The 22,875-nt window shown below is 37.1% G+C and carries 23 protein-coding genes and 2 pseudogenes; 22 read left to right on the top strand and 3 right to left on the bottom strand.

What is annotated here, in order from left to right; all coding sequences use genetic code 11:
* The first annotated feature begins 8 nt into the window (after positions 1–8).
* From AC1DFT_RS08680 to AC1DFT_RS08725, 10 genes are all read left to right on the top strand, one after another.
* Positions 9–203 carry a hypothetical protein gene (locus tag AC1DFT_RS08680; RefSeq protein ID WP_477918790.1) on the top strand — a complete coding sequence of 65 codons (195 nt, stop codon included), beginning with the start codon at positions 9–11 and terminating at the stop codon, positions 201–203.
* Between the two features lie 140 nt (positions 204–343).
* On the top strand, positions 344–1,012 hold the full coding sequence (locus AC1DFT_RS08685) for a hypothetical protein (RefSeq protein ID WP_477918791.1): 669 nt from the start codon (positions 344–346) through the stop codon (positions 1,010–1,012).
* Positions 1,013–1,097: 85 nt separating this feature from the next.
* Entirely contained in the window at positions 1,098–1,859 is a 762-nt protein-coding gene (sigI, locus tag AC1DFT_RS08690; RefSeq protein ID WP_477918792.1) for an RNA polymerase sigma-I factor, read from the top strand.
* Complete coding sequence (locus tag AC1DFT_RS08695) at positions 1,859–2,833, top strand: anti-sigma factor domain-containing protein (protein WP_477918793.1); 975 nt, start codon at positions 1,859–1,861, stop codon at positions 2,831–2,833. The genes sigI and AC1DFT_RS08695 overlap by 1 nt, the downstream gene beginning before the upstream one ends.
* 195 nt (positions 2,834–3,028) lie before the next feature.
* Positions 3,029–4,063, top strand: coding sequence for an N-acetyl-gamma-glutamyl-phosphate reductase (gene argC, locus AC1DFT_RS08700; RefSeq protein WP_477918794.1), 1,035 nt, complete (start codon positions 3,029–3,031; stop codon positions 4,061–4,063).
* A gap of 161 nt (positions 4,064–4,224) precedes the next feature.
* The gene (argJ, locus tag AC1DFT_RS08705) at positions 4,225–5,430 is read left to right on the top strand and encodes a bifunctional glutamate N-acetyltransferase/amino-acid acetyltransferase ArgJ (protein ID WP_477918900.1); all 1,206 of its coding nucleotides are present in this window, start codon (positions 4,225–4,227) and stop codon (positions 5,428–5,430) included.
* A complete protein-coding gene (gene argB / locus AC1DFT_RS08710) occupies positions 5,393–6,169 on the top strand; it encodes an acetylglutamate kinase (RefSeq protein WP_477918795.1) in 777 nt (258 codons plus the stop codon). The genes argJ and argB overlap by 38 nt, the downstream gene beginning before the upstream one ends.
* A complete protein-coding gene (locus AC1DFT_RS08715) occupies positions 6,166–7,290 on the top strand; it encodes an acetylornithine transaminase (protein ID WP_477918796.1) in 1,125 nt (374 codons plus the stop codon). The genes argB and AC1DFT_RS08715 overlap by 4 nt, the downstream gene beginning before the upstream one ends.
* 379 nt (positions 7,291–7,669) lie before the next feature.
* The gene (locus tag AC1DFT_RS08720) at positions 7,670–8,137 is read left to right on the top strand and encodes an SRPBCC family protein (RefSeq protein WP_477918797.1); all 468 of its coding nucleotides are present in this window, start codon (positions 7,670–7,672) and stop codon (positions 8,135–8,137) included.
* Positions 8,138–8,139: 2 nt separating this feature from the next.
* Complete coding sequence (locus AC1DFT_RS08725; protein WP_477918798.1) at positions 8,140–8,517, top strand: DUF1761 domain-containing protein; 378 nt, start codon at positions 8,140–8,142, stop codon at positions 8,515–8,517.
* A gap of 42 nt (positions 8,518–8,559) precedes the next feature.
* Here the strand turns inward: AC1DFT_RS08725 and AC1DFT_RS08730 are convergent, their stop codons facing one another.
* Positions 8,560–9,123 carry a helix-turn-helix domain-containing protein gene (locus tag AC1DFT_RS08730; protein WP_477918901.1) on the bottom strand — a complete coding sequence of 188 codons (564 nt, stop codon included), beginning with the start codon at positions 9,121–9,123 and terminating at the stop codon, positions 8,560–8,562.
* Between the two features lie 239 nt (positions 9,124–9,362).
* Between AC1DFT_RS08730 and AC1DFT_RS08735 the strand changes: the two genes are divergently transcribed.
* The 7 genes from AC1DFT_RS08735 (at position 9,363) to AC1DFT_RS08765 (ending at position 16,183) form a co-directional block, all read left to right on the top strand.
* Complete coding sequence (locus tag AC1DFT_RS08735; RefSeq protein WP_477918799.1) at positions 9,363–10,184, top strand: transporter substrate-binding domain-containing protein; 822 nt, start codon at positions 9,363–9,365, stop codon at positions 10,182–10,184.
* Between the two features lie 31 nt (positions 10,185–10,215).
* On the top strand, positions 10,216–10,875 hold the full coding sequence (locus AC1DFT_RS08740; RefSeq protein ID WP_477918800.1) for an amino acid ABC transporter permease: 660 nt from the start codon (positions 10,216–10,218) through the stop codon (positions 10,873–10,875).
* 21 nt (positions 10,876–10,896) lie between these two features.
* Positions 10,897–11,625, top strand: a complete 729-nt coding sequence (locus tag AC1DFT_RS08745) for an amino acid ABC transporter ATP-binding protein (RefSeq protein WP_477918801.1) — start codon at positions 10,897–10,899, stop codon at positions 11,623–11,625.
* A 926-nt stretch (positions 11,626–12,551) separates the two neighbouring features.
* On the top strand, positions 12,552–12,743 hold the full coding sequence (locus AC1DFT_RS08750; protein WP_477918907.1) for a hypothetical protein: 192 nt from the start codon (positions 12,552–12,554) through the stop codon (positions 12,741–12,743).
* Complete coding sequence (locus AC1DFT_RS08755; protein ID WP_477918802.1) at positions 12,659–12,895, top strand: hypothetical protein; 237 nt, start codon at positions 12,659–12,661, stop codon at positions 12,893–12,895. The genes AC1DFT_RS08750 and AC1DFT_RS08755 overlap by 85 nt, the downstream gene beginning before the upstream one ends.
* A 750-nt stretch (positions 12,896–13,645) precedes the next feature.
* On the top strand, positions 13,646–15,652 hold the full coding sequence (locus tag AC1DFT_RS08760; RefSeq protein ID WP_477918803.1) for a hypothetical protein: 2,007 nt from the start codon (positions 13,646–13,648) through the stop codon (positions 15,650–15,652).
* A 327-nt stretch (positions 15,653–15,979) separates the two neighbouring features.
* Positions 15,980–16,183, top strand: coding sequence for a transposase zinc-binding domain-containing protein (locus tag AC1DFT_RS08765; RefSeq protein WP_477918804.1), 204 nt, complete (start codon positions 15,980–15,982; stop codon positions 16,181–16,183).
* A gap of 926 nt (positions 16,184–17,109) precedes the next feature.
* Here AC1DFT_RS08765 and AC1DFT_RS08770 read toward each other — a convergent pair.
* Complete coding sequence (locus AC1DFT_RS08770) at positions 17,110–17,295, bottom strand: hypothetical protein (protein ID WP_477918805.1); 186 nt, start codon at positions 17,293–17,295, stop codon at positions 17,110–17,112.
* 76 nt (positions 17,296–17,371) lie between these two features.
* Here AC1DFT_RS08770 and AC1DFT_RS08775 point away from each other — a divergent pair, with 76 nt between their 5' ends.
* From AC1DFT_RS08775 to AC1DFT_RS08785, 3 genes are read left to right on the top strand one after another with little or no spacing between them, the layout of a single operon-like run.
* On the top strand, positions 17,372–17,893 hold the full coding sequence (locus tag AC1DFT_RS08775; protein WP_477918806.1) for a tetratricopeptide repeat protein: 522 nt from the start codon (positions 17,372–17,374) through the stop codon (positions 17,891–17,893).
* Positions 17,890–19,437, top strand: a complete 1,548-nt coding sequence (locus AC1DFT_RS08780) for an O-antigen ligase family protein (protein WP_477918807.1) — start codon at positions 17,890–17,892, stop codon at positions 19,435–19,437. The genes AC1DFT_RS08775 and AC1DFT_RS08780 overlap by 4 nt, the downstream gene beginning before the upstream one ends.
* Positions 19,434–20,357 carry a Wzz/FepE/Etk N-terminal domain-containing protein gene (locus AC1DFT_RS08785; protein ID WP_477918808.1) on the top strand — a complete coding sequence of 308 codons (924 nt, stop codon included), beginning with the start codon at positions 19,434–19,436 and terminating at the stop codon, positions 20,355–20,357. Before AC1DFT_RS08780 ends, AC1DFT_RS08785 begins: the two co-directional genes overlap by 4 nt.
* 287 nt (positions 20,358–20,644) lie before the next feature.
* On the opposite strand, the pseudogene AC1DFT_RS08790 reads toward AC1DFT_RS08785, so the two are convergent.
* Positions 20,645–20,764, bottom strand: a pseudogene (locus AC1DFT_RS08790) (polysaccharide biosynthesis protein); the annotation flags it as partial.
* A gap of 661 nt (positions 20,765–21,425) precedes the next feature.
* Here AC1DFT_RS08790 and AC1DFT_RS08795 point away from each other — a divergent pair.
* A pseudogene (locus tag AC1DFT_RS08795) lies at positions 21,426–21,710 on the top strand (UDP-N-acetylglucosamine 2-epimerase); the annotation flags it as partial.
* 134 nt (positions 21,711–21,844) lie between these two features.
* On the top strand, positions 21,845–22,831 hold the full coding sequence (locus AC1DFT_RS08800) for a glycosyltransferase family 2 protein (RefSeq protein WP_477918809.1): 987 nt from the start codon (positions 21,845–21,847) through the stop codon (positions 22,829–22,831).
* Positions 22,832–22,875 lie beyond the last annotated feature (44 nt).

A 22,875-nucleotide genomic window follows, 5' to 3' on the forward strand; every position in this document is an offset into this window, starting at 1 on the left:
AACCAAACATGACAATCGTTTGCTTTCTACTAATCGCTTGGATATTAAGCTGGTTTAAATTTGAACAACTTTTCATCCAAGCCATTAAAGAGCTTTTCAATAAAGAAGTGTCCAAAGCAACCTATTACTTTATCTTTTTCTGTATAGGAGTAATAGGCGACATCACCCTCCTATTAAAAGGAACTTTCTATAATTACCTATAATGTTACGGGTGCCAGGCACCCGTAACATTTTTGTAATATTTTTATTTTCTGCCTGACCCCCTTAAACGGAAATACGCTTACGAATAATAGAGTGTCCGCACAAGAAACACGGACAAAATTCTATTCGAGGTGATTGTAAAATGCAGATGAAGTGGAAGAAAACTGGAGCAGCTCTATTAGTTGCAACGCTAACAATAACAGGTAGCGGTTATGCGTGGGCGAATGAAAATTTGTTCGATACAGTTGATTTGAGCAAGGTAATAAAAACAAGTGAACAGACAACGAAAACAACCGAAAATCCAAAAAGTGATAAAGTAAACAGTGAAGTGACAACAGGAGATACTATAGGAATTGATATTCAAATTCCCGAGGATTACCCAGCTGGCAACCTAGAAGCACTCTCAAAAGCATATGACAATGCCGGAAACGAAACTGCTAAAGCGGCAATTAAACAAAATGCAGAACGTGCAATCGCAAAATTCGAAGCATCACAAAAAGTGGAAACAGAAGCTACTAAAAGCGAAGAGCCAAAAGTAGAACAACCAAAAACTGAGAAACCAGTAGTGGAAGCTCCGAAAACAGAACAACCAAAAGCAGAACAGCCTATTAAGGAAAAACCTGCTAAAGAAGAACCAGCTAAAAAAGTAGAAAAAGAAATACGTAAAGCACTTCATGAAGAACAAAAAGCAGAGGAAAAAGCACTAAAGGAAGAACATAAAGCGGAACGCAAAGCATTACAAGCAGAACACAAAGATAAAAAACAAGAAAACAAAAAGAATAAAAAAGACGAAGATAAGAACGAAGATTAATCATTTTGCAAAATAACCGCTTTTCATTTACCGATTAGCCTATTACAATAAAGGGCACCGGTTAAAGTGAGAACGGAGGGTATGTATGCTTTTGTCCATTATTCAGGGATTATTCAAAACAAAAACAAAAACAAAACAAACAATTAATGAGCTTGCTCAAAAGGCAAAAGCTGGTGACGAGGAGGTTCTCAATGACCTCCTTTTCGCCTTTACTCCATTCATTAAAAAAACGGCATCTTTTATTTGCAAAAGACCAATCGATGGACGAGATGAAGAATTTAGTGTGGCGATGAATGCGTTTCATGAAGCGGTAATGGCATTTGATTCCACTCAAAATGCCTCTATCCAAACGTTTGCCCATCTAATCATCAAAAGACGCATAGTCGATTTCATTCGAAAAGAAGCTATTCGAAACGAAAAAGTACTCCTAATGCAAGCTTCAGAAGAAGAAGTAGCTACATCAGAACAACATTTTCTATTAGATAAACAATCTATCAATACATACGTAGAAGAACAGAGAACCGCTACCAGAAGAGAAGAACTTGCCCGTTACAGTGAATTACTAGCGGCATATAATCTTTCATTCGAAGAACTTACAAAAGTAGCACCAAAGCATGCAGATGCAAGAAAAACTGCCTTTCAAACGGCACAAATTATTGCTGAAACCGAAGAATTCTATGATCATTTATTGAAAACCAAACAACTACCATTGAAAGAAATCGAAGCAATCGTCGAGGTATCTCGAAAAACATTGGAACGGCATCGCAAATATATAATTGCCGTCGTTTTACTATTAAACAGTGACTTCGTTTATATAAAAGAGTATGTAAAAGGAGAAATCATATGATGCGCACATACAAGGGCATTGTTTGCGAGAAAAAAAGTAAATACTCGGTTTTCCTAACGACAGAAGGCAAGTTTCTTCGCGGCATTCCCATCATTCCGAATCCAGAAATTGGGGAGGAAGCGGAATTTCATTTAGCTACAGCAACCCTTCTTCAAAAGCGAATGAAACCTTTTTTCGTCGGACCGGCACTTGTCGCGGCGGTGTTACTTGTATTTTTAGTGGCATCATTAATTCCCCAAACGAGTAGCGCCTTAGCAGCCTACGTGCAGTTGGAAGGAGAAACGGCACTAGAACTAGGAGTTAATCAGGAAGGCACCGTCATTTCCCTAAAGTCTTTAAATGAAAGGCCGACTGAAAATATAGATGAATGGCAAGGACTTCCTCTAGCGATTGTTCTGGATAAAGCCGTAAGCCAAATGAATCCAAAAGTAGAAAAACTAGAAATCATCATGGTCTACGAAGATGAAGAACAAGCAGAAACGAAGAAAATCGTCGAAGAAGCAGTCCACACAGTCCAAAAGGAACACAAGGATCGATCCTGGCAAGTATCAGAAAGCACAGAAGAAGAACGAACAAAAGCCATCCAAAACAACCAAACAATCAAAGAACTAAGGAAAACAGAACCAAAACCAACAAGAAAGAAAGAACAAAATCTAGCGCCAGTTAAACCACCTGTTCATGAAAATAAGCAAAAGAACCAAGAGAACCAAGAGAAGCAGGCACCACCTAAGGAAAATCAACAGCCTAAAGTAGAAAAACAAGAAATAAAACAAGAGATTAAGCAAGAGAAGCAACAAGAAAAATTACAAAAGAAAACCGAAAAAGTAGAACAAAAAATAGAGAAGAAAAACAGCCATAATCAAGGAAATAACAATAATCAAGGAAATAAAAACAACCATATTAACCAAGGAAATAAGAATAACAGCAATCAAGGAAATAAAAACAAAGAAGGAAATAATAACAACAATAAGTAATGAAACTCGAAAAAAGAGAGCGACTCCCCAATGAATCGCCCTCTTTTTTTGTTACAGGAATGTTACTGGTGCCAGGCACCAGTAACATTCCTGTAACATCCAAAACTACGAATCTCGAAATATATAAAAATACAATTGACTTTATATTTATGCAGTACTATAATTATTTTTAACATAAACGAAGAGGTGAACGAGATGAAGATTGGTATTATTGGTGCAACAGGTTATGGAGGACTAGAGCTCATTCGACTTCTGCACACCCACCAAGAGGTTGAAAACATTGATTTGTTCACTTCTTCGGAAGAGGGAATACAGTTTTCGCATAAATATACACATTTATTGAATATTCACGATCAGCAATTACTAAAAATTGAAAATGATAAACTGGCAAACTACGATGTCATCTTCACAAGCACGCCATCAGGAGTTTCTACAGAACTTTTACCTCCATTAATCGGTTCAGGACCAAAACTCATCGATCTGTCAGGTGACTTCCGTCTTAAAGATGCCACCCAATACGAACAGTGGTATAAAAAAACACCAGCACCACCAGAAGCAATCGCACAAAGTGTATACGGTCTAACCGAATGGAACGCAGAAGCAATCCAACAAGCCCAACTAATCGCAAACCCTGGTTGTTACCCGACGGCAGTCCTACTTTCTATCTTGCCGCTCATCAAAGAAAACTTAATAGACTCAACGCAACTCGTAATCGATGCCAAAAGTGGAATTTCTGGAGCAGGCAACAAACCAAACCAAATGACGCATTACAGTGAAACGAATGAAAACACAGCTATTTACAAAATTCATGAACACCAACATATACCGGAAATAGAGCAGGCAATCACTAACTTTGCAGGCAAAACAGCACCGGTCACATTCACGACCCATCTAGTACCAATGACAAGAGGGATTATTACAACTAGTTATGCACCGGTAACGTCAGGGGTAACAGAACAACAGCTCACAAAGGCACTAGAAGAAACATACGCCAACCACCCGTTTGTCCGAATCATCAAAGAAACGAACAAATTCGGTACGAACCAAGTGTACGGCTCGAACTTCTGTGATGTACACGTGAGACTAGACCCCAGAACGAACCGAGCGACTATCGTTTCGGTTATCGATAACTTAGTAAAAGGAGCAGCCGGGCAAGCGATTCAAAACATGAACGTCCAGTTCGGTTTGGATCAAACGACAGGCCTCCAGCAAGTCCCACTTTTCATTTAATTCAGCCCGAAAAGACTGGCTGAATTAAATGAAAGCCTCCGGCGGATGTCACAGATTTTGTAAGGAGTTCATCAAACGAGCTCGATGCAAAATCTCGACGCAAATACGCCAAGGCGAATTTGATAAAACTAGGAGGAATTCATTTGACAACAGTAACTACAATGAAATCAATTTCATATAAAAATATAGCATCACCAAAAGGCTTCAAAGCAACCGGCATCCACTGCGGGCTCAAGCACAAGAAAAAAGACCTGGCACTACTAGTCAGTGAAGTTCCTGCAAGTGTTGCCGGCGTATTCACAACCAACGTATTCCAAGCAGCACCACTACTCGTAACAAAAGAAGTCGTGCAAAACACTGGCAAAATGCAAGCAATCATCGTCAACTCAGGAAATGCAAATGCATGCACCGGCAAACAAGGAATGATCGACGCCTATACAATGCAAGCAAAAACAGCAGAAAAACTAGGCATCAACCCAAACTTAGTAGGCGTCGCTTCCACTGGAGTAATTGGGGAAATCATGAAAATGGAGCCACTGCTTGAAGGCATTCAAAAACTCCACCCAATCGACGAACTAGAAGGAGCGATGGGATTCGCTCAAGCAATTATGACAACTGACACTGTAACAAAAAATACATCATATAAAACAACAATCAACGGAAAAGAAGTAATCTTTGCAGGTACTGCAAAAGGCTCCGGAATGATCGAGCCGAATATGGCGACCATGCTAGGATTTATCACAACCGATGCCAACATCGAATCTGACCATCTTCAAGCCGCACTGAAATCGATCACCGACGTTACATTCAACTCCATCACAGTGGACGGCGACACGTCGACAAATGACATGGTTGTCGTGATGGCCAATGGTTTAGCGGAAAACAACACGCTTACTCCGCAACATCCAGAGTGGGAAAATTTTGTCCATACACTTCATGCAGTGTCACAAGATTTAGCGAAAATGATTGCAAAAGACGGGGAGGGCGCGACAAAACTAATCGAAGTGGAAGTGCAAGGAGCAGCAACAGACGAAGAAGCGCGTAAAGTTGCGAAAACTGTAGTTGGCTCACCACTTGTCAAAACGGCTATTTTTGGAAGCGACGCAAACTGGGGAAGAATCATCGCTGCTGTAGGTCGTAGCGGTGCTCAAATAAACCCAAACGCGATTAAGATCAAAATCGGAGAAGCTGACGTAGTCAATAACGGCGAACCAGTTCCTTTCTCAGAGGACGATTTATTTAATTATTTAAAGCAACATGAAGTGAAAATCTCAGTCGAATTAAACAATGGCAACGGCCAAGGAATAGCGTGGGGGTGCGATTTAACATATGACTATGTCCAAATCAACGCAACCTACCGCTCCTAAACGTATCGTCGTCAAACTCGGCGGCAGTATGCTCGAACGGTTAAATGAAACCCATATCGCAAACTTTAAAGGAATCAAACAGCAAGGCATCGACCTCATCATCGTCCATGGTGGGGGTCCTGCTATCAATAGACAACTAGCAAAAAACGGCGTCACATCTACAACAGTAGGCGGAATCCGCGTAACTTCCGAAGAAGCTGTAACTATCGTTCAGTCCACCCTAATCGGTCAAGCAAACCCAGCCCTAGTTCACCAGCTGAATAAAGGCGGGGTGAACGCAATCGGACTAAGTGGCTATGACAACCTACTAACTTGTACATTCCTAGATAAGGAAACATACGGCTTCGTCGGGGAAATAAAAGAAGTAAATAGCAATCTCATAGAAACATTGCTCGCAACCGGCATCACACCAGTCATATCCTGCATCGGCTGCGCAAATGACGGCACGCCACTCAACATAAACGGCGACACAGTAGCGAGCAAAATCGCTTTGGCGATAAAAGCAGAAAGCCTACTACTAGTAACCGACACACCGGGCATTAAAATAGGCGGGGAAGTGCAACAAGTCGTAACGGCATCGGCAATAAACAACTGGATCGAAACGCAAGACATCTATGGAGGAATGATCCCGAAAGTAACAGCAGCACTAGACTGCCTAGCAGAAGGCATCCCGTCCGTCCAAATTGTCGGTGAAACACTAGAAGGTACGACCATTTTACAGCAGGAGGTATTGGCATGAGCGCATTATTTCAAAACTACGCACGTCGCCCGGTCCATATCGTACAAGGAAAAGGAACAATCGTTACAGATGAAATCGGAAAAGAATATCTCGATTTTACAAGTGGTATCGCCGTATTAAGTCTCGGCCATGCGCATCCTGCAATCGTGCAAGCTATCCAACAACAAAGCGAAAAACTATGGCACACATCGAATTTATTCGAAAGTCCAGAACAAGAAAAACTAGCCGCAACACTTGTCCAAGATACACATCTCTCGCACGCATTTTTCTGTAACAGCGGAGCGGAAGCAAATGAAGCGGCGATTAAAATGGCGCGCAAACATACAGGAAAGAATGTCATCATCACATTCGAAAAATCATTCCATGGCCGCACATTCGGTGCAATGTCCGCAACCGGTCAAGAAAAAATACGCCAAGGCTTCGGTCCATTACTCGAAACCTTTCGCACAATCCCTTTCAATGACATCTCTGCGCTAGAAGCAGCAATCGACAGCGAAGTAGCGGCAATTATGCTCGAAGTCATTCAAGGAGAAGGTGGCGTAAACCAAGTCACACCAGCATTCGCACAAGCAATTGCAGACATTTGCGCATCAAAGGGCATTCTACTCATCATCGACGAAGTACAAACGGGCATCGCACGCACTGGAACTCGCTATGCATATGAGCAAACCGTCCTAAAACCGGACATCATAACGCTCGCAAAAGGCCTCGGTGGCGGTTTCCCAATCGGCGCCATGATCGGCACAAGCGCCTTATACGACACATTCAGTCCAGGTACACATGGCACAACATTTGGCGGAAACCCACTAGCAGTAGCCGTTGCACAAACCGTCCTAGACAATGTGTTCCAAACCGAATTTTTAAACGCGGTAAACGAAAAATCCGAGTACATTTTAGGTAAATTAAAAGAAGTACTTCCAACCCACCAAATAGTCGGCTCAGGCCTATTACTCGGTATCGCATGCGAAGAAGAAGTCGCATCTTACGTCGACAAGGCAGAAAAAGCCGGTCTATTACTAGTGTCAGCAGGTCCAAACGTCATCCGACTCCTGCCACCACTAACAGTCTCAACAGAAGAAATCGACCAAGCCGTTGACATACTTTCTTCTATATTAATATAAGCAGCAACAACCTGAATTAAAGCGCTCAGCGAACCGCTATTCATATCAAAGACCGCCCTACTACCTAGGAGCGGTCCTATTTGGATTTCAAAAAATCCATATAATGGTTAAGAGCAACTAGCCGCCCCTTGAAAGCAATCAAATCTACCTCTAAAGCACCGAAATCACTCCTATAAGCAACCATCGAATAGCTGAAAGCAACCATTTCTCACAGTAAAAGGTTAACTTAGTGTGAGATGTGGAGATTTACTAAGCAATAGACTTATCGCTAAAATAATGCCCGTCTCAACGCCAAACATCTCAAAAAACAACGATTGCAAACACCCAATAATATGGTACACTTTAGAAAAATTCACCAATTTTGAAAAGGAGCAACCACATGCTAACATGGCACAAAGAAATCACCATCCCAGCACCAATCGAAACAATATGGAACCTATTTGACCTCGACAACATCCAAAGAATCATGCCAAACATAGTAGAGCACAAACCAATAGAGATAAAAGAAGGTGTCGTCGGCTCCACCTATCAGCAAACCTACAAAGAAGGTAAAAGAACCCAAACCTATATCGTGACAGACATCGAATACGAAAACACAACCCACAAAAAACACAACAGAATCGAGTTCACATTAGCAAAATTATTTAAAATCCAAGCCGGATTCACCCTAATTAAAATAGACGATCAAACGACTAGATTCATCTACACGGGTCAAAACGAAGGTATCAATTTCATGGGACGTATTTTATCTAAGATGGGTAGTCAAAAACAAAACGAAAAAGTAGTAAATGACTTTGTAGCACTAGTACGTACAGAAGCGTTAAAAGACGCAAGTAAGGTGGGATAACCATGTCAATCGATTGGGGCACTCTAAATTACATCGCTATTATTGTTGGTGGACTATTGTATATGGTGTACGGGGGAATCTATTACTCGGTTCTTCTATCCGGAAAAAAAGAGAATGCAAGTAATGGGGCATTCAAATATATTTATTCTGTCATCATCGCATTTATCAGCTCGTTTCTTATGGCTATTCTCATTCAAATGACTGGAGCAGAAACATGTATACAAGGAGCGTTAATTGGCTTCATCATTGGAATCTTCATTAAAATGGTGTACGTGAAAAATGCATTATTCGGCCTGCTTTCAAAAAGGTCGATGTTAAWCGCGATTTTCGACCACGTGATCATTTTCACGTTACTCGGCGCGCTACACGGCTGTTTTTAATAAAAAAACCAAAGCTCTTTGCCAAGGCAAAGAGCCTTACAACTAAAAACTAGAAGTCATCGTCCAAACCGCCACCGCATCCTCGTCCCCAACATTAAAAAAACGATGCGGTTGCGAACTATCGAAGTAAATACTATCCCCCTGACAAAGTGTATGAAACTCACCCTCTAACTCCACACGTAAACAACCGGCAAGCATCAGCCCACACTCTTCGCCGCCATGAAACAAATAAGGTGTGTCCAAATCCTCACCGGGTGCGACAATCATCTTAAAAAAACTCATCTGCTTCCCAGTGCTCGGAGACAACAATTCATAACTTACATTCGACCGCACCCGCTTCACTATATTTGCTTCCCCGGCCCGTGTAATAGAAACCGCAGTCGCTACTTCCGTTTCAAAAAACGAAAAGATCTGCACCTTTAAACTATTACTCAAATTCCAAAGTGTTTCCAAAGAAGGAGATACTAACCCTCGCTCTATTTGGGAAATCATACTTTGACTCACGCCTGCTAACTTAGCAAGCTCCTCAGACGTCAACCCCTGTAACCTACGCAAATAACGTACTCGCTTACCTATCTCTCCTTTTGGAAATTCCACAAAAAACACCCCTTCTGGATAAATATGCAACTAACAGAATAATAAAGCATTATAATAATCTATAAATAGTACACATATAATCTATTGTTTATTCTATTTTGCACCTTTTTGCAAATAGAATCAATAATAAAAATATTATAATTATTTATTTATTATGTAGACAGTTGAATAATAATAATTTATACTACTAATAATTCACTAGTTTCAGAAGGGGAACTGAATTAATTCAAAATATGGGGGACAAAAACATGAAAAAATGGTTAGCAGCAGTATTAATGATTACCATGTTAATTATTGCAGGGTGTAGCAATGATTCAGGTGGGGGAGTATCGACGGAAAACTCTACTATTCAAAAAGCACTAAAAAACAAAAAGTTAGTAATTGGGATGTCAACAGGATACTTCCCATTTGATATGAAAAATCCAAACGGTGATTTCGTTGGATACGACGCGGACACTGCAGAAGCACTTGCAGCAGCACTTGGCGTAGAAATTGAATACAAACAATTCACTTTTGACGGTCTTATCCCTGCGCTACAAACTGGGGAAGTAGATATGGTATTCGCTGGTATGACAATTCGTGGAGACCGTGCACTTGCAGTAAGCTTTGCTGATCCATACTTCCAAACTGGTCAAGCAGTTATGCTTCCAGGAACAGATACAGCTACAAAAACATGGCAAGATCTAGATGTAGCAGGCAAGAAAATTGCAGTAGGTATTGGAACGACTGGTGCTTTACTTGCAAAAGATGTATTTAAAAACGCACAAGTTATGGACTTTGAAAACTTCCCAGATGCAGCAGCAGCACTTGCTCAAGGGCAAGCAGATGGCATTGTATATGACGAGCCAGCAATCGCGGTTTGGAAATTACAAAATGGAGACAACGTAAGACAATTAGAAGGTCTTATCTCTACAGAAAATCTTGGAATTGCACTAAAGAAAAATGATTTCGAAACAATTCAATGGGTTAACTCATTCTTAAACAGCTACCTAGGAAGTCCGGCAGAGCTTGCATCTCGCGAAAAATGGTTCGAAACTTCTGACTGGTTAGGTGAAGTAGTCGAAGAGTAGGACACTCTGGCAACTTAGAGGAGGAACAGCTATGTATCAATACGACTGGAGTGTCATAAGTCGCAATATGGACGTCTTTATAGAGGGAGCGCTGAAAACAATTGAAATTTCAGCGATCTCCATCCTCTTGGCCATTCCGATTGGTATTTTATTTGGGATGGGACGTATTTCGAAAAATAAGATTTTCCGATTAATCTCTTCTACATATGTAGAAATTATTCGTGGTGTTCCACTGCTTGTATTACTTATTTGGATTTTCTTCGTACTCGGACAATTTCTGAAGCTTGGGTCCTATTGGGGAGCAATTTGGGGACTCGCGATATTTGCCGGCGCATTTATCGCGGAAATAGTCCGTGCTGGAATTCAAGCAGTACCTAAAGGGCAAATGGAAGCGGCACGTTCACTAGGAATGTCACATACAAAGGCAATGACCTTTATAATTTTGCCGCAAGCATTCAGACGAGTTTTACCACCGCTTGCATCACAATTTATTATGCTCATAAAAGATTCGTCGCTTGTATCTATCATTTCGGCAACCGACTTAACACTAAACGCAAAAAACCTAGTAGCAACATCGTTCCGCTCCATTGAAGTATGGACATTCGTTGCACTAATCTATTTCATCATGACATTCAGCCTATCACTAATCATTCGATACTTCGAAAAACGATTACTGAAAAGCGAAGCATAACGGCAAGGAGGGTGTAACCAAATGATCTCTATTAAAAATGTCAATAAAAGCTTCGGTGCCCACCACGTCCTAACCGACGTTTCGCTCGAAGTACCAAAATCGAATGTAGTCGCGCTAATCGGACCGAGTGGAGCGGGGAAATCTACCCTCATCCGAACAATCAATGCACTAGAACCAATCGACAACGGAGAAATTATCGTCGATGGAATATCCATCCACGACAAAAAAACGGACATCAACAAAGCCCGACTAAACATCGGCTTCGTATTCCAAAGCTTCAACCTATTTCCGTTTTTAACAGCACTAGAAAACGTCACAATTTCACCAATGAAAGTAAAAGGCCTTTCAAAAGAGGAAGCTGAAAAAAGAGGGAAAGAACTACTAACATCCCTTGGGCTAGGAGATAAATTCKACTCCTATCCAAGCAGACTCTCTGGCGGCCAACAACAACGTGTAGCCATCGCACGAGCACTAGCAATGGATCCACAAGTCATGCTATTTGACGAACCGACATCCGCACTCGACCCAGAAATGGTAACCGAAGTACTCGATGCCATCCGTAAACTAGCAAAAGACGGCATGACCATGGTCGTCGTCACACACGAAATGGGCTTCGCCAAAGAAATCTGCGACGAAATCGTCTTCATGGCAGAGGGCAAAATCGTCGAACGCGCAGCACCATCCAAATTCTTCACCAACCCAGACACACAACGCGCCCAAGACTTCCTATCCAAAGTTCTAAACCACTAGAATATTCTAGTGGTTTTTCTTTTGTTATTTTCTTTTGTTATTTTGCTTTGTTACAGTATTGTTACTGGTGCCAGGCACCAGTAACAATACTGTAACAAAGCAACTTGAAAAAAACATGGAAGACAGTGTGCTAACAATAGAAGAGTTGATATAAAACTCTTCTATTGTTAGCTGATCTATCTAGCTTTAGAAACAGGATGTTTAAACATGGTGACTTACGAAGCAATGAACATGCTATTTCAATTCGGTAAATTCCCAATAACAGCAGCAATTATTGCCCTATACACCAATAGAAAAAGTAACTGCCACCGTTAGCGCAGCGTGCAGCCTTCGCATGAGAAATTGCATGTGAGCACCACATAACCAAACCCGACTACCACATAAACCACTCCACTCACCAAGCTGCTATTAAAAAAATCAAACGGACCAGAATTCCTAAAAGAATGGACAAATAGCAAAGACTTTCCAACGCCAAAACAAAGCAGTTTCCGTAATTGGATAATCAAACGGGAAGATAGCCAATGAATAAACTAACAATAAAATAAATCGCACGTCTACAAGGCAATCAAATCCCATCAACAACTTAAACATTTATATAGAAGAAACTCAAGCAAATGAAATACTATCAACGATTCATGGAGCAGCGGGTTCACTAAAAACCGGCTCGACGAAAACACAAGTAAATGGAGCGCGACTCTTGGCAATTAGAATATCACCAACGCCGAACCCGCAAAAACGGGCATCACATACCGCAACTATGCGTTAGTTGAATCCTACACGATATATCATAATTGACGAAGAAACATGACAATTCGTTTACATTAGTAATCAAGGCTTAATACAACAAAATATTTTGACAAAAATAAGGGTGAGTCAATCTATCTAGTAAATGCTACTTTTCTACTCCATTAAAAGGAGGCTTTAAAATGCTGGTATCAATAGAAGCAGTAAGCGCAAAGACGAACTGTACAATCGAAGACAAAAACGGCAATAACATAAAACAAGCACAATTCCCACCACCCAACACCCCGAAATGGGCCATGTCTGGATTAAAAGAACACCAGAAAACACAAGACCGAGCAATTGCCCATTCCACACCGATTGCTTCCAAGTACTAGCATCCACTTCTGCAATCGAAAAATGCTGGAATACAAACGCAAAAAATCTCCCGGCAGACCATCCTGCAGGGAGACAAAAGCAAACTATATCGCACAAGGAGTCCACAAAAAAATATGCTCGCTCACGCACTCGACAGCATCATCATCGCTGAAGAAGTCATGAAACAACCGCAATTCCTCCGAAAATAAAACAAAACATCAAAGAACAGCTAAACGGCTACATCTACTACCCAGCACTTGACGACCTAGCAGAAACAATTGTCTTACCAGCACTCGGGGACAATACGGGACTAGTGTTTGCATCCCAAATGTAAAAATCGCCCTCTGCATCAGCAAAGGGCGATAAAATAAGAAAAGAAGCATCCGAAGTTCAGATGCTTCTTTTCTTGAGCGATAAAACGAAGGAAGTAGAAGGCTGCACACTAATGAATGTACAAACAAGTTTACGGCGTTACACATCTATAAGTAACCTTCTATACTGTACATCATAACATAAATTTAAAAAAATGCACGCATTTACACAAAGAAATTTTAAATTAATTAATTCTTTAAGAAGAAACTATTATATGATTTAATAACATAAAAGTAGCAAGAAAATTCTATTAAACTGAAAAAATAATAATGGGTAATCTTAAATTATAAAAATGGTAATAATTAATCAGAAAAAAAGGTAGCATAAATATTAATATTCCTGTAATATGGAACTTGTAATAGAGTCCTTGGTGCTTTCAAAACATCATCCTCAAAAATAAACTGGTAATCTTATAGGTTTCTAGTTGATTTTAGCATAAGAGTTTTGTATACTCATATATTAGTTAGGGTGATGATATTGGACGCTATCAAGCGACCGGCGTTACACACTAAAAAATTGCAACACACAAGCGAAGGGAGATCACAAGTTTATGAAGAAATCAGTAATTAAAATTGCAGCATCAACTGCAGTAGCAGCTTCAGCATTCGTTGCAGCAGCACCTGCTCAACAAGCTGACGCAGCAGTAAACGTAAATCAATTAGCAACAGACGCACAAAATGCAGGTACAGTATTAAAATGGGCTATCTCAGTAGAAGGTTCTGCTGACTTCGTAACACGTCCATACGATCAATACAATGCAGCTAAAAAAGCATTAGCAGCAGCAGAGGCAGCAGCTAAAACGCTTACTACTTCTGAAAAGTTAAGCTTAAATGCTAAGCTTGTAGAACCAAAATTACAAATCAAACGTGCAGCGGCTTACATCGATGCAATCACTTCAAGTGAAAAAATCAAAGACTTAACATCTAAATTAGATGCTGCTATCGCTACTGGCGATATCGAAAAAGTTGAAGCTGCTTACCACACAGCAACTGCTGAGTTCCGTAAACAAGCTAAACTTTTAGACCGCGTATATGGTCAATCAACTCGTGACGAAATTCGTAACGCAGTTAAACCAGCACTAGAAAAATCAGTTGCTTCAGTTAAAAATGAAGTAACAGTTAACATGCTTGTAAAAGCAGCAGCTAAAGACGTTGCAGCTGGAAACATTGCTGAAGCACACGCGAAAATTGCTGAAGCTCAAGCAATCATCGATGCTAACAAACTTAAATGGGAAACTGACCTACAAAAATCAGTAAATGATTTTAAAACAGATTTACCAGCTATACCTGGAAATATTTCTGTTGAAACTGCTGCATTCCACGGTGAAGTTGGTCAAACTTACGCTGTAACTGCAACTTTCAAAACGACTTCTGGTGCAGCATATAATGGACCAGTAGAATTTGAATTTGATAAGGCTGGTTATTCTTTCAAAACTGCAAATGGTCAACCAGTAAATGCTTCTGGTGACACTGTTAATGCTGTAAACGGACAAATAGTTTTAACAGTTACAGATTCTGGTTCAGCTGTAGCAGGTGGTAAAATTAAATTTGCTACTTATCCTAATGGAACATCAAATGATTCAGTAGATCAAAAATCTTCTGGTACATTGAATTTCTATAAAAAGGTTATTGCAAATGATGGACGAATTACACTTTCATCATCTACTGGAGTTGTAAAATATGTAGATGTAACTAACAAATATTTTGTTACTACAGATCTTCAAAAATACACATTAACTTCTGCAGGAAATGTATTCCAAGATACTAACAATGCAGTTCTTTCACTAGATGCTTTTCTAGCTAAATTAACAAAAGACGATGTTGTAACAGGGGAATATTACTATGGTAATGGTTCAACTCTTAAATTAGCTCTAGATTATCAAGCAGGTGCAAAATTTGCACTTGATCAAGAGCAACTTTCTGACACATCACCATTACGTGTAGAAGAAAACACAGTTAAATTGTCAGGTACTGGTGAAGCTGGTAAAGTAGTTTATATTTACAATACTGCTAATAACGCTTCATTCCCAGTAGCGCAAGTACAAGTAGGTTCTAATGGTATTTGGAGTACTGTTGTTTCTGTAGGCGAAGAGACTGCTGTTAATTTTGAAATTTACCAAGAAACAAGAACAAACCAAGTTGCTCAACAACTTAGCGTTGTTCACAGTTCTGATAATCCATCAATTACTGTTATTGGTGGTAAATACAAGGCTACTGCTCAATCAAACAGTGGTACAGGAGACGGTTCATTATCAGGAGAAGTAATTCCTTTCAATGCTGGTGCTTCTGATCAATTAAATGATGCTAAAGTAGCTTCAAACGCTCAAATTACAGTACTAGATGGTGATTTAACTCGTGCTACTTTTGTGAATAATGTTAATGGAACAGTAATTACTAAAACTACTAATGGTGATTTCAAAGTAACATTTGGTGCACCTACTTCTATATCTGGTGGTAACGGAGTATTAAATGGTTCATTAAATATCAGTGCTGTATCTGGTATTACAAATGAATATGGCTTAAAAGTTAATGCATCAGGATCGATTTCAAACTATTAATTATTAGTTTGTAATTCTTAAAACTGTTTCCCACATAGTTGGGAAACAGTTTTTTTTTGCTTTATGAAAATATTTATTTCTAAACATGTTGATATCTGTTCTATTGATTGTTGGTATAAATTACCAGTATGAATGAAGATGAGAAAAGGTAGCAGGGGATCAAGAGAATGCTAAGGTATCATTTTCGTGATTTTTGGACTATTTTATACACGTTCAATTCATGAATTTTATAGGGAAGACATAATAGAAGCCGTTGTAGAAACATAGAGACACATATTTCAAGACATTGTTTATGTAAGGTTTATTTACTTCCGAAGTGAGGGAAACTTGAAGACAGTCAGTGTTTTCTTTACATGCAAAAGTAGATTTTGCAATAAGTGTGGAAAAAAGTATACTGATGATTGGTCGTATAAACAGTGGGAATTAATTTTAACATTCCACATAAACGTTTGCAAAAGATATCTTAAGTCCCGAAGTATTTATATTAACGAAATAAAAAGACTTATTTACTTGCCCGTTTTGCCATCGTGAGATGGACCTTGTAGAAGTTTGGTACGCTGATTATGGTTTCTTGTATCATTACATGGAAGACTAAAGATTATCAAAACATAGGGAAAGTTGAAAATTGAAAAAGATAGTTATCTGGATGAATTGAATAGGGAGATTTGAAAGCATAAGGGAAGATAACCCATTCCGATTAAAGTAAGAATTGTTTCTCATTAAATATAAATATAGGTATTGACATCGAACTTATGATGTTCCTGTTTTTGCGATTAAACTATGCCGGATCGAAAAAATAGTACTGTGCTATTCAGTAGACTTTGGACGTGGGCAAAGAGGCTTTAATTCCTGATATTACTTTATGCTAAAGAGGGGACACTTTTGTTGATAGTAAAGGTTGTTATGAATGCCGAATCGTTTGTGAATTAGAATCTTTACTAGGAGTGAAGAGTAATAACATCGAAAATCTATTATGTTACCACTTACTTTGTAATGAGGGATAAACAATTTATTATTTAAATATCAATTAATCCCCCTAACACTTTTAGGTAGAATTATTATGAGAACACATGTTTTAAAAAGGGAATGTATTAATTGAGTAGATTTTATAAATCGTACTTTTAAAAAGTGTAGACTACTTTTCTGAATTTTTCTTGGTTTTAAAAACTGGGTTGCTAACAAAACTTTTTGTTTTGCAGAGTTTAATAGATCCATAGCCAAACGTGAAGCGTTACAAGTAAGTGTTTCTTTTCGTAGATCGTTTTTTCTTCTTCCATTTTTTATTTAGCATGCAGCCACACTGCACGCAAGTCATTAGGCTTTAGATTTGGTTTTTTAGTGAATATTTTCTTCTTAGATGAATCTGGTCTGCCGAGTGCTTCAAAGTGTGTAGCATCACTCGCCAACGATTCTTCTGTAATATATTCTGCTTGCGTTGCTTGAGCGGTCGGAATGTCTTAGACTTTTGTTATCGCATCGGTTTCGCTGATGATTGTAATCATTCGCTCCACCACACTAGCGATTAACGTATCGAAGATTGTCATCAATGGTGCAAGTCCTAATGTTGGAAAAATAGCATGGAACCGATGAGCAGGTAAAGAAAATTCAAGAGAAAAGAAACGTATTCCGTTTTTGGGTACCAATATAATTATGTCCAAAGAAGTAAAAAAATATGGTATAATTTTAGGGGCATATGTCGAATTGAGGGGAATTGGAATAATGATGAATCAAAATAAAATTCAATATAAAACAAAGAAAGATTATACTAATTATTTTATTACAGTTTTTGTATTATTAATAATAACTATTCTTATAGTTTCGCAAAATGAGGCTAAAGACCAAGATGAAATATTGCTTAATGACTTTTCACATTACCAAGAAATAAACACATTGTTTGAACAAGGTAATACTGAATATGTCGTAGATCCATTAGAAGAGTTAAATAAAATATATAACGATGATTATAATATTGCTTATGGACTAGGATATGCATATTTAAATAATGGAAGGAAYGATGCAGCATTAATCATGTATACTAGAAGTTTAGACCTAAATCCTTATTTAGTAGAAAATAAAGACTTTATGTATCAATATGCATTAGTACTTTCAAATAATAAACAATTCGACAATGCAATCATTGTAATTGATCGATTGTTATCCCTTCCAATCGATGAGCCTTTTAAAATAACTATTAATGAATTAAGAGATTCTATAAATGAAATGAAGGGATCGACAACATGAGAAGTTTGAATGTAGGGAAAATCTCTATTAAAAGGGATGAATTTGAAGATAAAAGATCTGTAGAAAAAAATGATCGATTGTTATTTTTTGTTTTTTTAGTTGCTTTAACTCTGATTCCTTTAGTAATAGGTGCAAAAGCAAAAATATTTGTAAGTCCTTTAATATCTGGCGAAGGTATAACGAGCACGGGATACCAATTAGACTTCTTCACGTATTTTAAATTTTTAATGCTATTAATATTAACTTTAGCATCATTGATTCTATTTCTCTATAAAGTTTACTTTCTTAACTATAAAATAAAATGGAACTTTTTATTATTTTCTATTGTAGCTTTCATAGTTGGGTTGACGTTTTCTGTAGTATTCGCAGAATACAAATCGATTGCACTCTGGGGAATGTATAATCGTCATGATGGTGTAATTACCTTTATATGTTATGCAGTTTTGATGTTTATAGCACTTAATATTACTTATCCTAAAAAAGCATTGAATAGGGTAGTTTATACTTTATATCCATTCGTATGGATAAATGTAATTATTGCTTTAATGAATTTATATGGTGTAAATATACTTCAAAGTCAAACATTTCAAAAGGTATTCACACTATTTCTAATGGATGAAATGACATTAAGTGAAGGTTCCGTATTAACTGGTACACTTAATCAGTGGAACTATATGAGTGGATACTCTGCAGTGATGGCTATTATCTTTTTAACATTGGTTGTATTTCATGGAACCATTAAATCTAAAATAGTTAATTTACTGACAGCGATTGCTGCATTTCTAACAATACTTGCTTCAATGTCTACGAGTGGATTTATTACTGTTCTGGTTTTAACGGTTGCTTTGACAGCAATAATATTTACTAAAAAGAATAAGAAAAAATCTATCACATGGCTAATTGGCTTTATCATTTTAGCTTTTGTTTCTATAGGGATCCTATCGAAACATAATCCTCAAGTATGGACAGAGTCGATTTGTTTTTTAATAAAAACAAACCCTTTTKAACAAGTTGAAGGAGCATCTCAACATTTTCATTTTCCAGTTAATAAAGCTGCAGCAGCTGATTCGCAACTTGAATTACCAACGCTTACTGAAAGATATTATTCAGCGGGTTCGGGCCGTATTTATATTTGGGGAAATGTGCTCCGATTAATTAAGGATAAGCCCTTAACTGGTTATGGTTTAGATACCCTAACTTATCATTTTCCACAAAATGATATAAATAAAAGATCTGGAATTTTTGATGAGAACACATTAATTGATAAGCCACATAATTTGTATCTTGGTATATTATACGGTACAGGAATACTAGGGTTTTTAAGTCTTATTAGTATTATATCTTTGTACTCATTTAAACTGTTTAGATATGTATTTAAGGATAATAGTACGCCTATCATTTGGGCTTTCTTTTTAGGGTGGGGGGCATTTATCGTTCAAGCAGTATTTAACGATTCTGTAATTGGAGCAACTCTTGTCCCTTTGTTAGGTACCACGATTGTATATGCAATATCAAATAGTAACATTAAAGAGGAGATATCATGAACGAAGAAACGATTGATTTAAGAGAGCTAATCGAAATTGTTTGGAAAGGCAAAAAAGTTATCATTTTATCGATAATAGTTGCTATGTTAATAGCATTTGTTTTGAATGTTTTTGTTTTAGACAAAAAATATGAATCTAAAGCCACTGTTCAAATTACATCGAATACGCCAGCTGAAGGTATTGTAAAACAATACATAGATAGTGAGTTTACCAACCAAGTGTTTACTGAGAGAATTAAAAGTCAGGCATTTATTGATCATGTTTTTAATCAGACTAATAATAGAGAAATAAGTAATCAAAACTTGAGCGTAAGTATAGATGCTACAACATTTATGATTTCTCTTTCCTATACAAGTGATAACGCCGAAAAATCAAACGAAGTATTGACAAAACTAATTAACGAACAAAAAACAACAATGACCAATTCATTACAAAATCAGTTTACTTTACTAGCAGATTCATACACAGAAGAAAGTAAAAAACTCTCCAATGAAATTAGGGATTTAATCAAGTTATACAATACAACAATTAAAACAAACAATTTACCAGAAATATTAATACTGCAATCAATGGTATCGAACCAACTTATAGTAGATTTAACACAAGAACAACAAGCATCACTTGTAAAAGTAGACGGTGATATACAAAATGAGTTAATGCAATTGCAAGCAAGGATTGAATCTAAGTCAGTAGAGTATAGAAAAGTTTTAGATCAATATCAATCAGTATTAACTAATATTGAAAGCTTTAGACCAGACCCATTAATTAAAACGATCATTGATCCAACTGTACCTAAAGAACCGAGCTCACCAAATATACTTATATATATACCATTAAGTATTATAATTGGCGTAATGATTGGTCTAGCGATTGTTTTTATGAGAAAGTACTGGATAGAAACAAGTCCGAGAAGTAAATGAAGAGAGAAGGAATGGGATATTAACTAAGAATGTTTGCGCATATTATTTTTATTTAGATGATCGTATTTGGAGTGTTGCATATCAAAGTGGATTATTAGCCATTGTGTATTCTGTGACAATTTTTGTTTGTGCACCAAGTTTATACAATAAGGAGTACAGAAGGAGATGTATTTTCGCATGATGGCTGATACATATTATAGCAATTGGAGAATCGCGGTTGATACTTAGAGTTTTTTAGTGAGCAAAGAATGCAAAGTAATCATAAACATAACATCTGGCACTCACTCGGTTCCAACAATTAATGGTTTTTCTGAAGAAACTGGTTTTGCTTTCGCAACAAATACCTTTTCCATCATTACTTTTGAAATACGCATAGCATTTATTGGATACGAAGCTTGGTCGGTAGATTATTATAGACTACCAAATTTATTTGATAAGTGGGTAACCTAAACAATAATACTATAGTTGCCACGTATTGCTACAACATTTCAAGAGACCTAGATATTCAAGTAAATAATCCAGAAGGGAAAATTACACTTTGTTATATAGGTGATGTATTAGAATAGTTCATAAGTGCACTTGAAGGAAAACCTAAAAGACATGATAATTATTGTTCTGTAGAAACAACTTATTCAACAAAAATAGGAGATTTAGCCAATCTGATTAGAACCTTTAAAGAATCTAGAACGAATTTAAGTATTCCAAGCATGGATATTATGCTTTAAGTAAAAACTTTATCGTATATATTTAAGCTTTTACCAAAAGGTTAGTTTTTTAAAAGCTAAAGATGAATATAAATAATCGAGGATCTATTATAGAATTCATACTTGCGTCAAATTGGAGACAAATTCCTATAATATTTCTATACCTGGTATTACAAAAGGTAATCATCGGCATAATAGAATAGATTCTTGTAGTAAGTTATCAAAATTGTTATTAGTCCATATTCCAGTTGGTTACACACATTCAATTGTAAATGTTGAAAAAATAGATATAGTTACTGTAATGGGTTAAATGAAGGCTTTAATCTAGAGCAAGCAGATACAATATTTTTGGAGGAATAAACTAATGAGCATGTTACAAGTGACGACTACTGTCGGAACTAGACCTGAAATTATTATACTGTCAGAGACAATTAAAGCATGTGATAAATACTTTAAACATGTACTTGTTCATACTGGGCAAAATTGGGACTACACACAAAATGAAGTGTTTTTTGAAGAACTGGGATTGCGTCAACCAGATCATTACATGAATGCTGTAGGAGATCATCTTGGCGAAACAATGGGAAATATTATTTCTAAATCATATGAAGTATTAAGGAAAGTGAAACCAGATGCAACTGTGGAATTAAGTAGGGCAATGTGCGAGAATAATGAAAATACATATGTGGCAAATGACTATCAGGATACAAATGTAGCTGTTAAAGTTACAAAAGTTATTCAGAGTTATTCAAAAATAATTAATAAGGTTGTATGGGACAAGTAATGATAAGTGTAATTATACCTCTTTATAATGTAGAAAGTTATATAGTTCGTTGTTTAGAATCATTTGAAAATCAAACATATAAAAATTTCGAAATCATAGTTGTTAACGATGGATCAACTGACAATTCTAAAATTGTAGTTGAAGAATATATGCAAAAAAGTAATATGAAGCTAAAATTGCTAGACCAAAGTAATAAAGGGGTGAGTGCAGCAAGGAACAAAGGTATAATAGAAGCAAATGGAGATTTGATTTGTTTTGTGGATTCTGATGATATGGTTGTTAGTGAATATTTAGCTCAGTTAGAAGAAAATTTAAATAACACAAATAGTGATATGGTAATTTGTGCTATTAAATTTATAGAAGATGATTATTCAAATAACCTGTATAATTATGTCGATAATAGTGTCGTTTTAATGGATTCAGATGAAGCTCTCAATAGATATCTTTATAAAAAGATAACCTGTGGTATCGGCTCTTTTCTCATAAAGAAAAGCATTTTAAAAGACAATAATCTGTTATTTTCAGAAACATATAGATATAGCGAAGATCAAGAATTGATTTGGAAAATGATAAGCCTTGCTAAAAAAATAGCATATAATAAAAACTTTTTATATTTATATAGACTTAGACCCAATTCAGCGATGAGCAAAGTAGATGAACAAAGGTTGGATGGGTTAAAATTGATGTTTAATTTAGAAAAATATTTTAAAGATACAAATCCAGTGTTTTATGAGAAATTTAAAAAGTATGGTGTGGCACGTTGGGTATGGGCTACTACTTGGCAAGCAGCATTAGGTAGTAATAATTTTAAAGCTTTCAGAGATTTAACAGAATTATTTCAAACCGAAACATATATGAAAAAACTATTAACATTTCCTGAGAATAAGGTAAGAATTAGCAGCATTGTATACTTCTTTTCACCAAGATTATATTTTATAATAGTAAGAAGTATATTAAATATGAGAGATATAAATAGTGGTTCATAATTTAGATTTTTATTCTGAAGATAATTTATATTAGTAAGGAGAAA

This window comes from Psychrobacillus sp. 05T411, from assembly GCF_056396485.1.

What these genes read in the sequence shown, in the direction of transcription:
- AC1DFT_RS08680 (WP_477918790.1), top strand. Translation starts at nt 9, where the DNA reads ATGACAATCGTTTGCTTTCTACTAATCGCTTGGATATTAAGCTGGTTT.
- AC1DFT_RS08685 (WP_477918791.1), top strand. Translation starts at nt 344, where the DNA reads ATGCAGATGAAGTGGAAGAAAACTGGAGCAGCTCTATTAGTTGCAACG.
- sigI (WP_477918792.1), top strand. Translation starts at nt 1,098, where the DNA reads ATGCTTTTGTCCATTATTCAGGGATTATTCAAAACAAAAACAAAAACA.
- AC1DFT_RS08695 (WP_477918793.1), top strand. Translation starts at nt 1,859, where the DNA reads ATGCGCACATACAAGGGCATTGTTTGCGAGAAAAAAAGTAAATACTCG.
- argC (WP_477918794.1), top strand. Translation starts at nt 3,029, where the DNA reads ATGAAGATTGGTATTATTGGTGCAACAGGTTATGGAGGACTAGAGCTC.
- argJ (WP_477918900.1), top strand. Translation starts at nt 4,225, where the DNA reads ATGAAATCAATTTCATATAAAAATATAGCATCACCAAAAGGCTTCAAA.
- argB (WP_477918795.1), top strand. Translation starts at nt 5,393, where the DNA reads ATGACTATGTCCAAATCAACGCAACCTACCGCTCCTAAACGTATCGTC.
- AC1DFT_RS08715 (WP_477918796.1), top strand. Translation starts at nt 6,166, where the DNA reads ATGAGCGCATTATTTCAAAACTACGCACGTCGCCCGGTCCATATCGTA.
- AC1DFT_RS08720 (WP_477918797.1), top strand. Translation starts at nt 7,670, where the DNA reads ATGCTAACATGGCACAAAGAAATCACCATCCCAGCACCAATCGAAACA.
- AC1DFT_RS08735 (WP_477918799.1), top strand. Translation starts at nt 9,363, where the DNA reads ATGAAAAAATGGTTAGCAGCAGTATTAATGATTACCATGTTAATTATT.
- AC1DFT_RS08740 (WP_477918800.1), top strand. Translation starts at nt 10,216, where the DNA reads ATGTATCAATACGACTGGAGTGTCATAAGTCGCAATATGGACGTCTTT.
- AC1DFT_RS08750 (WP_477918907.1), top strand. Translation starts at nt 12,552, where the DNA reads ATGCTGGTATCAATAGAAGCAGTAAGCGCAAAGACGAACTGTACAATC.
- AC1DFT_RS08755 (WP_477918802.1), top strand. Translation starts at nt 12,659, where the DNA reads ATGGGCCATGTCTGGATTAAAAGAACACCAGAAAACACAAGACCGAGC.
- AC1DFT_RS08760 (WP_477918803.1), top strand. Translation starts at nt 13,646, where the DNA reads ATGAAGAAATCAGTAATTAAAATTGCAGCATCAACTGCAGTAGCAGCT.
- AC1DFT_RS08785 (WP_477918808.1), top strand. Translation starts at nt 19,434, where the DNA reads ATGAACGAAGAAACGATTGATTTAAGAGAGCTAATCGAAATTGTTTGG.
- AC1DFT_RS08800 (WP_477918809.1), top strand. Translation starts at nt 21,845, where the DNA reads ATGATAAGTGTAATTATACCTCTTTATAATGTAGAAAGTTATATAGTT.